Genomic DNA, 14,523 nt, shown 5'->3' on the forward strand with positions numbered 1-14,523 from the left:
TCATCGCCCGTAATACCATTTTAACAACGCCGAATATGTCGTTGGTTCAAGAAACTGTTACCTCCCTCATTATCGAAGATTCTACGGTGGTTGGAGTCCGTACCCATCTGCTCAATGAATACCGAGCTAAAAAAGTGATTTTGACAACAGGGACATTTCTCAACGGCGTGGTGCATATCGGCGAGATCACCCAAGAATCGGGACGTTTCGGCGAATTTCCCGCCAAAGGGCTCACCGATTCACTCCGCGATGCGGGGCTGAACGTCGGACGGCTCAAAACAGGGACGTGTCCCCGAATAGATAGCTCTTCGATCGATTTTAGCGTGATGGAGATTCAAGACGGTGATGAATTGCCGAACCCATTTAGTTTTCGCACCGACCGCGAGGAATTTGCCCGTACCAAAAAACAGCTCCCCTGCTATATCGCCTATACCAACGAAGAGACCCACAGCCTCATCGAGGGGAATTTCCACCGCGCGCCATTGTTTACGGGACAGATTGAGGGGGTAGGACCGCGCTATTGTCCGAGTATCGAGGATAAGATCAACCGTTTCCGCGACAAAGAGCGTCACCATCTTTTCATCGAACCCCAAAGTGCAGAGAACACCGAGTGCTACATCAACGGCATGTCCACCTCGCTCCCACCCGATGTTCAACGTGCCATGATTCACTCGGTGCATGGTATGGAGAATGCGAAAATTGTTCGCTACGGCTACGCTATCGAATACGACTATGTCGATCCGACGGAGCTGAAACACACGCTGGAGACTAAAAAAGTTAAAAACCTCTACTGTGCGGGACAGCTCAACGGGACGACGGGATACGAAGAGGCTGCGGCGCAGGGGATGATGGCAGGGATCAATGCCGCACTCTCATTGCAGGGAAAAGAACCCCTTATCTTGCGCCGTGACGAAGCCTATATCGGAGTATTGATCGATGATTTGGTCACCAAAGGGACGAAAGAGCCGTATCGTATGTTTACCTCCCGAGCCGAATACCGACTGCTCCTTCGCGAAGAGACGGCGGATTTACGTTTGGGATGTTACGGTCATGCGTTAGGGCTGATAGACGATGAGCAGATGGCACGTATCGAAACGAAACGGACCCAAATCGCTGAGGGGCTAAAACTTCTCGAAGAGACGATCTATACTCCGAACAAAGAGTTTCTCGCATTTTTAGCCTCTATCGATGAAGAACATATCACCGATAAACTCACCGCGACCCAGCTCGTTTCCCGCAAAAGTTTTGAGCTGGATAAATTGGTGAAGCTGATCCCGAGCTTCGCAGAGCTTGATCCTTATATCCAAGAGCAAATTTTGATCGAGGCGAAATACGCCCGTTATGTTGAAAAACAAAGTGACGACATCGAGCGGATGTCCAAAATGCTCCATATTGCTATCCCTGAGAATTTTGATTTTTCATCCGTCTCAGGACTTTCCAACGAGATCGTGAGCAAACTCAACACCTTTAATCCACCCACCTTGCAGGCGGCATCGCAAATATCGGGTATGACCCCCGCAGCGCTCGATATTTTACATATTTACATCAAAATGGCTCAAAAAAATAAAGATTAAACTATCAATTACTTAGCCGTCATAACGTGGTAACTATGTACAAGGTATTATTAGATAAATATTTGCGCTTTATTTAGGATGGGATGATGTGGAAAAATGAGATTATTATCGGGATACTACTGGTGTTGCTCCTATCGGGATGCAAAGAGGATACAGGTAAAGAAAAAGAGAACCCTCCCGCAGTTGTCAGTTTGATGACGCTCAAAAAACACGCCGTCGAAATACCGGTCGAATTTAGTGCCATTAGTGTCGCCAGCCGTCCCGTTCAAATTCGTGCACGTGTGGAAGGGTATCTGCAAAGTCGCCATTACAAAGAGGGAAGTTTTGTACGTGCAGGACAAACCCTCTTTACTATCGATCAAAAACCTTTTCGACTTGCCCTGTCTTCTGCTGAAGCGGCATTGGACAGTGAAATCGGTAAAAAAGAGAACGCCGCGCAAAATTTAAAGCGGGTTCGTAATCTGTTTGAGCAAAAAGCATCGGGGCAGCAAGAATTGGATGCCGTGATTACAGCGGATCGGACGCAGGGATCATTGGTGAATCAAGCAAAAGTCGCACTGGAGCAAGCAAAATTAAATCTGAGCTACACAACGATTAGTGCTCCGATATCGGGATTCGCCGATAAAGTGACGCAATATGAGGGGAGTTATATCGTCCCCTCTCAAAACGGCCTTTTAACCACGATGTATCAAACCGATCCTCTCTACATCGATTTTTCGGTTAATGCCTCTACGATGGAGACGATAAACAATCTAAAAAGCAATCCACAAAGCAACGAGATCATGGTGGATGTGATCCTCTCCGATGGAAGCATTTACCCTAACAAGGGGAAAATATCGTTTATCAGTCCAACAGTGGATTCGGTTACAGGGACTCGAATGCTCAGGGCTGAGATCGTCAACTCAAAAGGTAAGTTAGCTCCTGGGGAGTTTATGAAGATTCGGATACGAGGGATTAATCAAGAGCGATTTATTATCCCGGACAAAGCACTTATGCAAGGGCCGAAAGGGACGTTTGTCTATGTTGTCGGTACCAATAAAATCGCCGAATCTCGTCTCGTTAAGGTTGGTAATTGGATCGGTCATGATGTAGTAATACTTGAAGGATTAAGGGAAAGTGAGAAGATTATATCCGAAGGCAATGCGCGTGTCGATGCAGGTAAAGTTGTAAAGATAGCCACTGACCAGAGAGCTAAATAATGTTTTCACGCTATTTTATCAATCGTCCGATTTTTGCAGGGGTTATTGCTATTTTAATCGTCGTGTTAGGGTTTACCGCTGTACGAATGCTCCCCATCTCTCAATTCCCGAAAGTCACCCCACCAACGGTGAGTGTGAGTATAACCTATCCCGGTGCGGATGCGAAAACGATAGCCGATACGGTGTTGGCACCGATTGAAGCACAGATTGCGGGTGCGGCGGATTTGATGTATGTCAGCTCATCCGCTTCGGGGATGGCAGGCAGTGGACGGATAACGTGTACATTCGAAGTGGGAACAGATGCCGATAAGGCATTAACCGATATCCAAAATAGGGTTAATCTCGCTCAACCCAGACTCCCAAGCGTTGTAAAGATGCTAGGGGTGGATGTCAAAAAGAAAACCCAAGACATCTTGATGATTGCCGCGTTGTATTCCCCCGATGGATCGATGAGTGATATTGAGATCAGCAATTACGTCGCAACCCATGTTATCAATGACATCAAAAGACTCCCCGGTGCGGGGGATGCGTCGATTTCGGGACAGCGCGATTACGCTATGCGTATTTGGCTAAACCCCGATAAGATGGCGTCTATGGGGATCAGCACCTCGGATGTCGATGCAGCAATAAATGAGCAAAATATTCAAGTCTATCCGGGACGTTTAGGGCAAGGTCCTCTGAAATCCCAAGAGATGACGGTGATGCTCACCACGAAAGGGAGGCTATCGAGTGTCGAAGAGTTTCAACAAATCATAGTGCGTGCAAAACCCGATGGCACCGTTGTTCATCTCAGTGATATCGCACGGATAGAACTGGGGACAAGCAATTATGAGTATTACGGTCGTTTTAACGGCAAGCCGGCGGTTCTTTTAACGATCTATTCTGAATCGGATGCTAACGCCATCCAAACCGCAGAAGCGGTGACGGCTGAGTTGGAACGGCTCTCTAAAACATTCCCATCGGGTATTGAGTATAAGATGGCGCACGATGCGACCAAATTTGTCAAAATCTCAATCAAAGAGGTGATAAAAACCCTCGCCGAAGCACTTTTGCTGGTCGTTGCCGTCATTTATCTCTTTTTGCAAAGTTTCAGAGCCAGTTTGATCGCCCTTATAGCTGCCCCCGTGTCGTTGATGGGGGCATTTATCGGCATGTACCTGCTTGGGTATTCGATCAACACTCTGACGCTGTTCGGGATGGTTTTAGCTATCGGGATTGTCGTGGATGATGCGATAGTTGTAGTGGAGAATATGGAGCGTATTATCCAAAACGAACACCTATCGGCGAAAGATGCCGCGATCAAAGCGATGTCTCAAGTCTCCAGCCCTATTATCGCGATTGTTTTGGTGTTGTGCGCCGTATTTGTACCGGCGACGTTCGTCGGGGGAATGACGGGCGAACTATACAAGCAGTTTGCGATGACCATTGCCGTATCGGTAGTTTTTTCGGGATTTGTGGCACTTACCCTCTCTCCTGCTTTGGGTGCCTTGCTATTACGACCGCACGAGAAAGCTCCATTGCGATTATTCGTCCGTTTTAACGAAACATTTGAGGCAATGACGGAGCGTTATTTGCATCTCTCCTCCACCATGATACGACGAAGCTTTATCACCTTCTTACTCTATCTTTCGGTGTTTGGAGTCATTTATCATTTCTCTTCGACGTTACAAAAATCGTTTTTACCGATCGAAGATCAGGGGTTCTTTTTTACGGTCATTACCCTCCCTGAGGGATCGACAATCGAGCGAACGCATCAGGTGGTTGAAAAAACCGAAAAAGCGGTTCACTCCATCAAAGGTGTCGAAAATATCGTGACGATTGTCGGCAGTAATTTTATGGGTGGAGGGCAGGAACCCAATTCCGCGACCATCATTGCACGTCTCAAACATTGGGATGAACGCGATAGCGAGGAATTGAGTGCAAAATCAATCATAAAAGCGTTTAAAAAAGCGACGGAACCTATTCGTGAGGCGAGTTTTAACAGCTATCCTCCCCCACCGATTCGAGGGTTGAGTAAAACGGGCGGAGTTCAGTTGTGGTTACAAAGTCCTGATGGCGATATGGGTCTGTTGGCGCAACACGCTCAGGATTTTATCGATAAAGCCAAAGAGATGCCGCAATTTTCCAACGTTTCGAGCTCTATGCGCCCCTCTTCTCCCATTTTATACGTGGATGTTGATCGAGAACGTGCCAAAATTTTGGGAATCTCACTGGATGAACTTTTTGCGACGATTCAAAATACGATAGGGCTCTCAAACGTCAACCAGTTTGTGAAAGACGGAAATACCTATTGGGTCAAAATGCAAGCGGATGAGGAGTTTAGACGCTATCCCTCCGATATCGGCAGAGGGTATGTCCGCTCATCATCGGGTGCCATGATACCGCTGAGTTCTTTGATTACGATACGACAAGAATCAGCACCCATAAAGATAGAACATTTCAATACCATCCTCGCAGTTCCCATCAGTATCACACCCAAATCTGGGGTGAGCACGGGCGAGGCGATAGAAATCGTCGAAAAAATGGTAAAAGAGGATTTGCCGCCACAGATTACGACGAGTTGGGACGGTATCGCTTATCAGCAGATAAAAGTGCAAAATCGTGCCCAAAACATATTGATCTTTGCTTTTATCGTCGTCTTTTTAATCCTTGCGGCGCAGTATGAGGCATGGACATTGCCTTTGGTCGTGATACTGGCTATCCCGTTTGGGATGAGCGGTGCGTATATCGCGTTGTGGGTGAGCGGACAAAATAACGATGTCTTTTTTCAGATCGGTTTGCTGACGCTCGTTGCATTGGCGGCGAAAAATGCGATTTTGGTTATCCAGTTTGCCGAAGAGGAGCGAAAAAGCGGTAGAAGTGTTTATGATGCAACGATGTCGGCGGCAAGATTACGGTATCGCCCGATGATGATGACTTCGTTAGCCTTTGTTTTTGGAGTACTGCCGCTGGCACTGAGTGTGGGTGCCGGAGCTGAGAGTCGCCATTCCATCGGTATCGGTATTTTAGGGGGGATGATTGCAGCAACGTTTGTTGAGCGATATTTTATCCCCTATTTATACTATCAAATCTCAATGTTACGAGAGAAGATACGCACTAAAAACACTAAGGCAAAACAATGAAATCAGTATCGTATGCACTCTTGTTGGCAGTAGTAGCCGCTATGATAAACGGTTGTGCCGTTGGTCCTGATTTCACGTCACCGAAGCCAGATATACCGAACGAATGGAAAAATAAAGAACAAAACAGTTCGCTCGAAATGCTCAGCAAATGGTGGGAAAAGCTAAATGATCCCGAATTAAATGCTTTAGTCGAAAAAGGACTGAATCAAAACAAAGAAATCGCGATTGCCGCTGCTCAAAATGAAATCTTCATGGCACAATTGGGAATTGTGAAATCGAATTTTCTTCCTCAAATCAGTGCCAATGGATCGGTATCGCGTCAAAAACTCTCTTCTACGACATCGAATCGATCATCCACTTTTAACGACCATGCAACGAGTTATGGTTTAAATATGGCAATGAGTCAGTTCGAGATAGATTTTTGGGGTAAATTTGCAAGAGCCGAAGAGTCAGCAAAGGCGTCACTGTTGGCGAGTGAGTATAATCATCAGTTAATCCGCTCATCGATTGCGGCGAATATCGTCATGAGCTACAACTCTCTTTTAACTCAACATAAACTGCTCGAAAACGGACATAACAACGTATCGCTCGCAGAACAGATTGCCTCTATTGCCCAAGCAAAATGGGATCAAGGGGTCGGTTCGTATCAGGATGTATTACAAGCGAGGGCAGCAGTCGATGAAGCGCGCAGTATAATCCCCCCTATCGAGGCTAAAATTTCGGCGTTGGAAAATGCTCTTTCTGTCCTTATCGGAGAATTCCCCAAAGAATTTGAAATAGGGGAAAACCATACCGTTGTCTTCTCCATAGAAGTACCTGCGGGTCTCCCCTCTACTCTTTTAAAACGTCGTCCTGATATCTTGGCAGCTGAATCGTCGTGGCACGCCGCCAATGCCTCTATAGGTGTAGCAAAAGCAGAATACTTCCCATCTTTTTCGTTAACAGGATTACTTGGATTTCAAAGTGCAGACTTGAGTAAATTGATACAATCCCCTTCATCGATATGGCAGATAACACCTGCCGTGACACTACCGATTTTTACGGCAGGAAGGGTTGAAAATCAAGTAAATGTTGCTAAAGCACAGACTAAAGAGGCACAAGCACGCTACGAACAAACCATTCTTGTCGCTTTTAGCGAAGTGGAAAATGCCCTAAAAGAACGACGTACTCTCCTTGCGGAAGGTAAAGCTTTAGCGAGTGCGCAGAAACAATATATCCAAGCAGAAACATTGACTAAAGTCGAGTATGATAATGGAAAAACAGGCTATTTACCACTACTAATCATCCGACAATCGCGGTTATCTAATGAAAACCAGATAGTAATAAATGAAGAGGCTACGCGTCAAAATTTTGTTAAGTTATGTAAAGCTCTTGGTGGAGGTTGGGAATAGTATCGAGAGAATTATTTATAATTTTCTGCGTACTATTAATCTGTACTGATCTATTCTAAATCTTTTTTATCTATACACATACTTAGATTTTTGATTGAAAATTGCTTAACCATATATAGTGTAAAATAAACTATTAAAAAGTAGGTAATACATGCAAATTTCTATTATCAAACTTTATTGTAAATAACAGGCGGGGAAAAAGTAAAACGTCATTTTCTTCTTCTGTGCTATAATTTTCAGATAAGAGGTGAAACAATGCCGACGCTTTTAAGAGAAAATGGTTATCGATTTTTCTTTTTTAGTGACGAGCATTTACCGAAGCATGTGCATGTGGAAAAATCGGATAAATATATACGGATCGAATTAGAGACGTTAAAAGTTACCGATAGCTATCAGATGACATCCAAAGAGATACGTGAAGTTGTCGGATTGGTTGAAAAACATAGAGAGAATTTTTTGGAGGGGTGGAATGAATACTTTAATCAGTAAAATCGAGTTAGATGATAAAATTTTAGTTCATCTCACCAGCGGTGATATTCTAACCATTCCTTATTCGTATACTCCGCGTATTGCACAAAGCATGAAAACTGAGCTTTCAAATTACCATTTGATTGGTGGCGGACGCGGTATCCATTTTGAGGATATAGATGAGGATATATCATTAGGTGGGATTATCGAATATAAACTCAAGCATGAGCTGATATTACCGAATTGTGCGTAACTTGCTTATGTTCAATCTGATCTCAGGTAAGTTTCATCAAAATTTCTAGATTCCAAGCTAGAGTTGGAAATCTCGATAGAGGTACTCGTGCCCTATAGGGTATGACACACTAAAATTAAATATTATTAGGATTTTTATGCGCTATTTTTATTACGTCCATACGGGACACCGTATCGGACTGGATCGTTTCCACCGTGCTGTTGCTATCGTCAATGAACTCCAAAAAGAGATCGATATTACCCTTCTTTGTTCCGATTTTCGGATTGCGGCGGAAGCGAAAGAGTATGGGATTAAACGCTCTGTCGGTGTCGATTTAGTCCGTAATATTCCTCAAATCGCCCAACATGGCGATAAGATGATTTTTGACTCTGCCGAGGCTAATCCGACATTGCTTTCCGATATGACGCAGTTTTTCCCCGCTTTTATCCGTATCAGCGACGATCCCGAAGATACCAAACATGATAAAGAGTTGTTGATATCTCCGTATTTGGAGGGGGAGGGGATTTGTAACGCGACAGTTATAAATGAGCGCTATTTTGAGTCACTTCCTAAAACGATACCATTAGCACTTTTTTTTGGCGATGATGATTATGAAAAGGATTTGGAAAAAAATCAATCGATTTTCAAATCGTTAAATGCCGAATTCTTAATGGGTTTTTACCATTTTTTAGGATATGAAAATAGCCTCAAAGAGAGCTTTTCAGCGATACACGAATGTGAAGAATACGATGAGGTTATTCGCAAAAGTGAGATTTTAATCAGTGCTTCGCCAATGGCTGTATTACAAAGTCTCTCAGGTGGTGGAAAACCGATTTACCTCCAACGTAGTGATTATCCTATGGACTTTAAGCCAATATTTGCTTCACTCAATATACCGATTGTAGAAGGTTTTTCTCAAGAACATCTTATGCAAGCCATAAGTAATACTTCATCAAACAACTATCAAAATATCAAAAAAGGTAACACTGAAGTAATCGAATTCATAAGGAAAAGTTTCAATTTATAGAAACTTAAACCTTTTTTGCTTATGATAGGAAGTTAAATTTCCAACTTAAGTGAGATAACAATGATGGATGAAAGCAGAAGAGGCTTTATTGGTAAAGCTTTCGGTGCAGTCGCTGCTGTCGGGGGAATTGCCTCGCTCATCGCGATGAAGAAGACATGGGATCCACTCCCGAGCGTCATGTCAGCCGGATTTACAACGGTAGACGTGTCAAGCCTAGAGGCTAATAAACTAGAAATCGCTGTATGGCGTGGGAAACCGGTATTTATCCTAAAATATACCGCAGATATGAAACCGACTGATGGACGTAATGTCAAAATTGGTGATCACTATTTTTCAGTGATGATTGGTCTTTGTACCCACTTAGGCTGTATTCCGGCATATCGCGCGGATCAGCATGATTTTAAATGTGCTTGTCACGGTGGTGAATTTAGCGATGCGGGTGTTCATAAGTTCGGACCTCCCCCTCGTCCGTTGGATATCCCACCGTTCAAACTTGATGGTGTAACGCTTGTATTGGGTGAAGAAGGCCCTGAATATAAAGCGATGATGGCAAAAGCAGGGGGAGCATAAAATGGCAGAATTTAAAAAAGCAGACTCGATGCTCGAGTGGTTTGACCAACGTTTAGGTGTTGTCAACTTTGCAAAAGTAATGATGACCGAGTATTGGATTCCAAAAAACATTAACTTTTTATGGGCAATGGGGGTTCTTCTGAGCGTATTGTTCACGTTCTTGTTAGTATCGGGAATTTTCCTTTTAATGTATTATAAACCAGACGTTAATATGGCGTTTGACAGTGTTAATTATACGATTATGCAAGAAGTTGCATACGGTTGGTTATTCCGACATATTCACGCAGTAGGCGCTTCGGTTGTATTCTTGGTAATTTACATCCATATGTTTACCGGTATCTATTATGGCTCTTATAAAAAAGGGCGTGAGATGATTTGGATGTCAGGTATGTTGTTGTTCGTCCTTTTCTCTGCAGAAGGGTTTAGCGGATACATGCTTCCATGGGGACAAATGTCATACTGGGCAGCATATGTTATTACTGAGATTTTCGGTGGTATTCCATTTATCGGTGATGAGTTGGTGGTTTGGATTCGCGGTAACTTCTATGTTTCCGATTCAACATTGACCCGTTTCTTTATGCTTCATGTATTGTTGATTCCGTTGGCAATTCTCGGTGGAATCGTATTTCACTTTTACGCGCTCCGTTTTCCACACGTTAATAATGAAAAGGGTGAGTTTTTCGATTTCGACGAAGAAGCGGAAAAATATCTTGCAGGAAATAAAAAAGAGTCTAAAGTTGTCCCTTTTTGGCCGGTATTTTTGTCAAAAGATTTCTTTGTTCTCGGCTTCTTTATGTTGTTCTTCTTTTACTTGGTTTTCTTCCATTACAACTTTGCGATGGACCCAGTAAACTTTGATAAAGCAGATGGTCTTAAAACTCCGGCACACATTTACCCTGAATGGTATTTTTTGTGGAGCTATGAAGTCTTACGTGGATTCTTTTTTGAGATTGCAGGTATTTCAGGCAAATCATTAGGTTTGATCGCATTTGGTATCGCAAATGCTATTTTCTTTGTAATGCCATGGTTGGATCGCTCACCGATGGTAAAACCGGCGAATCAACGTCCTTATTTTAAATACTGGTTCTGGTTCTTGATGGTTGATTTGATCGTCTTGACGGTGTATGGTAAGTTGCCTCCGACCGGTGCAAACGCATGGGTAGGATTTGCTTCATCGATGACGTTCTTGGTTCTTTTTGCAGCATTACCATTTATTACTAAAGCAGAAGCTAAAAAAGTGGGGGGCAAATAATGAAAGAGTTTAAAATTTTAGCTGTTATTGTCGCACTTGTCGGTATTACTTATTATGGAATTGAACCGTATGCGCATCATATCATGCATCCGGAAGTGGCTCCGGCTGACTTTTCGTTTAAAGACTTAAAAAATGTCGACATCACACTTAAGGGAAATCCTACAAATGGGAAAGTGCTTGTAGAAGCCAATTGTGTTGCATGTCACTCGATTGAATCAGCAGGTCATCCTCAAATGATGCCAAATGCGGATGCAGCAGCAAGTTACGGTGTTGTACCACCGGATTTAAGTGCTGCTGGATGGATTTATGATAAGAATTATTTGGCAAACTTTATTTTCGATCCAGTATCAGCGATGCATTTACAACACAAATATACTCCTGAGAGTGGAAAACAATTTCCGATGCCTGCTTATAATTGGATGAGTGCACAAGAGATTATGGACATTGTTGCTTATTTCCAAACCCTTGCACCAAAAGCAAAATCAGGTCCTGAAGCACATAAAAACACCTATGAAGTAGCGTGTGGACGTTGTCATTCAATGGCATATGCTGGTTTTGAAGCGACAACACCGAGTGAAAATATTAAAGCATACATGGGTGCAACACCTCCAGATTTGTCACAATACATTAAAAGTCGTGGTGAACATTATCTGTATAGCTTCATTAACGATCCTCAAGTATTGTTGCATGGAACTTCTATGCCGCGTACGGGATTGAACCAAAAAGCGCAAGAAGAAGTAATAGCCTATATGGAAACAATCGGAGATTCTAAAAAAGCAGAACGTGAGACTACGGGTCTATGGGTAATGCTATATACGTTTATATTCGCTATTTTGGCTTGGTTGTGGAAACGCAAAATCTGGTCAGAAGTTCACTAAGGAGTAACGGATGAAAATGGTTAAAATTTTAGCTTTATCGGCACTTTTGAGTGTCGGTGCGGCAGCAGACGATACTTTAGCGTTGAACATGAGTCAAATGGAAAACGGTTTGAGCAATGTTCAAAAAGGTTTCCTTTACAACGCTCCTGCGTTGATCAAAGGGGGGGTAAGCGAAATTCAAAAAGCGAATGCCCTTTTTCATAATGTTGATGCAAGTAAAAAATATCTTCCAAAGGATAAGCAGCATATGGGTAATATCGCTTTTAATGCGGCTAAACGCATCGACGCAGCTTCGGGAGATTTACTTGTAGCACTTAACAAAAAAGAGTACACTAAAGCAAGTCAGTCTTACTCTGAAATCGTGAACGCGTGTACCGCATGTCACGCAGTCGTTCGTGGCTGGTAAAAAGTAACCCCTTCGCGGGGTTTCTCCTCTTAACTCTCTCAATAAATAAAACTCAAAACAACTTTTAGATACTATCGCGCAACGCTCCTAATAATAGGAATTTTTCAAGGATAGATGTGTTAGTAGATAGCTATGGCAGAACGGTTGATTATTTACGGGTTTCGGTAACGGAACGGTGTAACTTTCGGTGTCAGTATTGTATGCCTGAAAAACCGTTTTCATGGGTACCTAAAGAGAATCTTCTCAGCTTTGAAGAACTTTTTGAATTTATTAAAGTCTCCATTGACGAAGGGGTAAAAAAGATCCGTATAACCGGCGGAGAACCGCTACTTCGCGAGAACCTTGATACCTTTATCCGAATGATTTACGACTATAAAAACGATATTGATTTGGCGATGACGACCAATGCCTTTTTGCTCAAGAATTCAGCTCAAAAGCTCTACGATGCAGGGCTACGCCGCCTTAATGTCTCTATCGATTCACTAAAACCCGAAGTGGCTGAAACCATTGCCAAAAAAGATGTTTTGAAACAAGTGCTTGAGGGGATAGAAGAGGCACTGCGTGTCGGACTCAAAGTTAAGGTAAACATGGTTCCCATGAAAGGGGTCAATGATGCGGAAGTGCTCGACGTACTGGAGTACTGCAAAGCGCGAGGTATGACGATCCGATTTATTGAATACATGGAAAACGTCCATGCCGAGGTAGACATCAAAGGGATGCAAAGCCCTGAGTTATTGAGTATCATCGGAAGCCGATACACCTATGAAGACGAGGGATTTGACGGGCATTCGCCGTCGCATTATTACAAGCTCGATGATGGGTATGAGTTCGGGATCATCGAACCTCACAAAGACGATTTTTGTACCAAATGCAATCGCATCCGTCTCACCGCAGAGGGGAATTTGATCCCGTGCTTGTATTTTGATGAGGCGATGTCGATCCGTGACGCCGTACGTCGCGGTGACATCAAAGAGGCGGCATTGGTACTCAAAGAGGTTATTCGCACCAAGCCTGAAAAGAATCGCTGGAGCGAGGGTGACACCGAGCAATCCAATCGCGCATTTTACGAAACGGGAGGGTGAAGATGCTCTATTTAGTTGAACATTTTTATGACCATTGTAATACGATGTTTGAACGCGTCCAAACATCTACGTTAACACTGGGTTTTCCTCAGCTGAAAGCTCAAAAAGCTACGCTTTCGACGGAGTTAAAATGCTCTATTTAGTTGAGCATTTTTACTCCGTTCAGGGGGAGGGGAAATACGTTGGTACACCCTCACTCTTTTTCCGTTTCGGCGGGTGCAATCTCAAATGCGAAGGGTTCGGATGCACCGAGATCACCCCCGATGGACATGAAATCATAGGGTGCGATACCGTGTATGCGGTCGATCGCAAAGGGTTCGGCGATTTGTGGATGGAGATCGAAGAGCTGCAAAGCCTCATTTGGATTATGAACGGTTATCGTCTTCCCCATAATGTTGATATTGTTTTGACCGGAGGGGAACCGCTGATCTACGCGAATGAACCGATTTTTGTCGAATTTATCGAGCATCTGATTTCTCAGGGGCATCGGGTGACTTTTGAGACCAATGCGACGATTGCTCCCGATTTTGTCCGATTTCCTTTTTATCGTGAGGCGACTTATGCTCTCTCAGTGAAACTCTCCAACAGCGGTGAGCCTGAGAATCGTCGGGTGAAGCCGGAGGTGTATGGTGCGATTATCGGCAATGCCCGTGAGAGCTTTTTTAAATTCAGTGTCGATGAACCCTCACTGGGGAGCCACATGGAAGCGGAGATCGATGCGATCATCGCCCCGCATCCGTTTACTCCCGTCTATTGTATGCCGCTAGGCGGTGATAAAGCTCATATCGAAGCGAACTGCGAAGCGGTCATCGAACTGTGCAAACGGAGAGGATTTATCTACTCCGACCGTCTGCATATTCGTATCTGGGATCAGAATCATGGGGTATAATGTTGTAAAACATTAGGGAGCAGTGAGTATGGGAATATGGTACGATAAAAAAGCGTATGAACTGCTCAAAAAATGCTCTGATTCTAAAAACCTTACGGAATGGAATGAATACCGAAAAGCTACCAACTACTCTCCAATAAATCTTCGCTTTGCAGAGTTAAATAATTTTTATCTTCAAAAAGCAGAATTGCAAAATGTAGATTTTCGTGGTTCAACATTTGGAAATAACAAATTTGATTTAGCTGATATAGAAAATTCAAAATTTTACTTAATAAATTATCATCGAACTTTATTTTTATTTTTTGCAATTTTTGGTTTTTTAATCACTTCCCAGTCTTATTTTTTTGATGCTATAAATGTATCATTTATTACGCTTCTTTGTAAGACATTACTAACCTTAATAGTTTTGAATGGAGTAGTTATTGTATTAAGT

Annotated in this window: 14 protein-coding genes; all 14 read left to right on the forward strand. The window is 43.3% G+C overall.

All coding sequences use genetic code 11. The features are described 5' to 3' along the window. Nucleotides 1-1,574 (forward strand): tRNA uridine-5-carboxymethylaminomethyl(34) synthesis enzyme MnmG (gene mnmG / locus WA010_RS01230; protein ID WP_422555357.1); only part of this gene is annotated, 1,574 nt, incomplete at its 5' end. A gap of 83 nt (nt 1,575-1,657) precedes the next feature. Then, a complete protein-coding gene (locus WA010_RS01235) occupies nt 1,658-2,773 on the forward strand; it encodes an efflux RND transporter periplasmic adaptor subunit (RefSeq protein WP_422555358.1) in 1,116 nt (371 codons plus the stop codon). Continuing rightward, complete coding sequence (locus WA010_RS01240; protein WP_422555359.1) at nt 2,773-5,895, forward strand: efflux RND transporter permease subunit; 3,123 nt, start codon at nt 2,773-2,775, stop codon at nt 5,893-5,895. Before WA010_RS01235 ends, WA010_RS01240 begins: the two co-directional genes overlap by 1 nt. Continuing rightward, entirely contained in the window at nt 5,892-7,286 is a 1,395-nt protein-coding gene (locus tag WA010_RS01245; RefSeq protein WP_422555360.1) for an efflux transporter outer membrane subunit, read from the forward strand. Before WA010_RS01240 ends, WA010_RS01245 begins: the two co-directional genes overlap by 4 nt. 255 nt (nt 7,287-7,541) lie before the next feature. Continuing rightward, nucleotides 7,542-7,775, forward strand: coding sequence for a DUF4160 domain-containing protein (locus WA010_RS01250; RefSeq protein WP_422555361.1), 234 nt, complete (start codon nt 7,542-7,544; stop codon nt 7,773-7,775). Continuing rightward, nucleotides 7,756-8,007 (forward strand): DUF2442 domain-containing protein, encoded by a 252-nt coding sequence (locus WA010_RS01255; RefSeq protein ID WP_422555362.1) that lies wholly within the window; start codon nt 7,756-7,758, stop codon nt 8,005-8,007. The genes WA010_RS01250 and WA010_RS01255 overlap by 20 nt, the downstream gene beginning before the upstream one ends. A 136-nt stretch (nt 8,008-8,143) precedes the next feature. Continuing rightward, nucleotides 8,144-9,013 carry a hypothetical protein gene (locus WA010_RS01260; protein ID WP_422555363.1) on the forward strand — a complete coding sequence of 290 codons (870 nt, stop codon included), beginning with the start codon at nt 8,144-8,146 and terminating at the stop codon, nt 9,011-9,013. Nucleotides 9,014-9,073: 60 nt separating this feature from the next. Next, a complete protein-coding gene (locus tag WA010_RS01265; RefSeq protein ID WP_422555364.1) occupies nt 9,074-9,583 on the forward strand; it encodes a Rieske 2Fe-2S domain-containing protein in 510 nt (169 codons plus the stop codon). Nucleotide 9,584: 1 nt separating this feature from the next. Continuing rightward, the gene (locus WA010_RS01270; RefSeq protein ID WP_422555365.1) at nt 9,585-10,835 is read left to right on the forward strand and encodes a cytochrome b; all 1,251 of its coding nucleotides are present in this window, start codon (nt 9,585-9,587) and stop codon (nt 10,833-10,835) included. Then, nucleotides 10,835-11,713, forward strand: coding sequence for a c-type cytochrome (locus tag WA010_RS01275; protein WP_422555366.1), 879 nt, complete (start codon nt 10,835-10,837; stop codon nt 11,711-11,713). Before WA010_RS01270 ends, WA010_RS01275 begins: the two co-directional genes overlap by 1 nt. A 10-nt stretch (nt 11,714-11,723) precedes the next feature. Next, nucleotides 11,724-12,119 (forward strand): hypothetical protein, encoded by a 396-nt coding sequence (locus tag WA010_RS01280; protein ID WP_422555367.1) that lies wholly within the window; start codon nt 11,724-11,726, stop codon nt 12,117-12,119. Nucleotides 12,120-12,235: 116 nt separating this feature from the next. Continuing rightward, on the forward strand, nt 12,236-13,201 hold the full coding sequence (gene moaA, locus WA010_RS01285) for a GTP 3',8-cyclase MoaA (protein WP_422555368.1): 966 nt from the start codon (nt 12,236-12,238) through the stop codon (nt 13,199-13,201). Between the two features lie 130 nt (nt 13,202-13,331). Continuing rightward, on the forward strand, nt 13,332-14,090 hold the full coding sequence (locus WA010_RS01290; RefSeq protein ID WP_422555369.1) for a 7-carboxy-7-deazaguanine synthase QueE: 759 nt from the start codon (nt 13,332-13,334) through the stop codon (nt 14,088-14,090). A 28-nt stretch (nt 14,091-14,118) separates the two neighbouring features. Beyond that, on the forward strand, nt 14,119-14,523 hold a 405-nt coding region (locus tag WA010_RS01295), incomplete at its 3' end, for a hypothetical protein (RefSeq protein WP_422555370.1).

The sequence above is a fragment of the Sulfuricurvum sp. genome (assembly GCF_049305995.1).
Taxonomy (GTDB): Bacteria; Campylobacterota; Campylobacteria; order Campylobacterales; family Sulfurimonadaceae; genus Sulfuricurvum.